This window comes from Acetobacter sp. DmW_125128 (genome assembly GCF_008704325.1).
Taxonomy (GTDB): Bacteria; Pseudomonadota; Alphaproteobacteria; order Acetobacterales; family Acetobacteraceae; genus Acetobacter; species Acetobacter oryzifermentans.
Window position 1 is genome coordinate 1 of sequence record NZ_VHOP01000082.1, and the last position, 1,420, is coordinate 1,420.

Genomic DNA, 1,420 nt, shown 5'->3' on the forward strand with positions numbered 1-1,420 from the left:
CTAGCACTACAGTTGCATTTTGTGTTGAGTTCTGAATCTATGGGTAACCATGATTCAGGATATGATGAGTGGCGGTACGTCTGTTGAAGAGACGCTGGAATTATGGGCGCGCTCGCTTCGGTCCGCCAAGGATCGGATGGCGCCGCTGTTCACGCAAAAACGTGTCGTAGATTCGGCCTGTGCTTTTCTTGATGTTTTGATTGGCAATGAACCACGCAAGACGGGATGGATGCGAGCGGAAGCCGCAGGAGATCCTGGTCCATGGCGGCAGCAGGCGCTTCTGGGACGCGGGCACTGGGATGCCGATGCCCTTCGTGACGTCGTCAGGGATTATGTGATTGAGCATCTGGGCACTGAAGAGGGCGTGCTGGTCATTGATGAGACCGGTTTTCTGAAGAAGGGTCAGGCGTCCTGCGGTGTGGGGCGGCAGTATACGGGATCTGCCGGCAAGATCACGAACTGCCAGATTGGTGTGTTTGGCGCTTATGTTTCGGAACGGGGGCATGCCTTTATTGACCGCGCCCTGTATCTCCCGAAAGACTGGACATCAAAGCCTGAGCGTCTGAAGCGGGCCCACGTTCCCGATGACGTGGTGTTTGCAACCAAACCGGCGTTAGCCTCGATGATGATTGAGCGAAGTATTGAGGCCGGTGTGCCGTTCCGCTGGGTTGCAGCAGACAGCGTGTATGGCGTGGGCGACGTAGAACGCACGCTTCGCCGGGCAGGAATTGGATATGTGCTTGGGGTCAAGGGCAATCACTGGTTCGGATCATGGGCAACGGAACCGCTGATTGCCGGAGAGGCGAAAGATATTGCAGCAGGACTGCCAGACCAGGCCTGGCGTCGTCTGTCAGCGGGGCACGGCACAAAAGGTGAGCGACTTTATGACTGGGCGTATCTTCCGCTTGCTGATCTGGATGCTGAAGAATTTGACTGCCCTATAGCCGGACCATGGACACGTGGCCTGTTGATCCGCCGAAACATCGCTGACGGGGACCTTGCCTATTTTACGACTTGGAGCCCGAAAGGGACAACCACGCAGGAACTGGTGAACGTTGAAGGGACGCGCTGGAGGATCGAAGAAGGGTTCGAGACGGCCAAAAACGAATTTGGTCTTGATCATAACGAGACCCGCTCCTGGCATGGTTGGCATCGGCATGTCTCTCTGGTCATGCTGGCCTATGCCGTCATGGCCAGTGTCCGTTACCAGGCAAACTCACTGAAACCGAAAAAAACACAACTCAGAACACGACAGTCCTTGTCCGCTGGTCCATTCAGGAGATCAGGCGCCTCGTCGTAAAACTTGCACAACGCAGACTACCCGTCTCTCACATCCTCAGATGGTCCGTCTTTCGACGAACGCATCAGGCCAGTGCTATCCGCGCTCACTCACGACACAAAATGCAACTGTAGTGCTAGG

The 1,420-nt window shown here is 55.7% G+C and carries 1 protein-coding gene; it reads left to right on the forward strand.

The window, feature by feature from the left end; translation table 11 throughout:
* Window positions 1–49: 49 nt before the first annotated feature.
* Entirely contained in the window at window positions 50–1,300 is a 1,251-nt protein-coding gene (locus tag FKW19_RS14875) for an IS701-like element IS1452 family transposase (RefSeq protein WP_012812328.1), read from the forward strand.
* The last annotated feature ends 120 nt before the right edge of the window (window positions 1,301–1,420 follow it).

What these genes read in the sequence shown, in the direction of transcription:
- FKW19_RS14875 (WP_012812328.1), top strand. Translation starts at nt 50, where the DNA reads ATGATTCAGGATATGATGAGTGGCGGTACGTCTGTTGAAGAGACGCTG.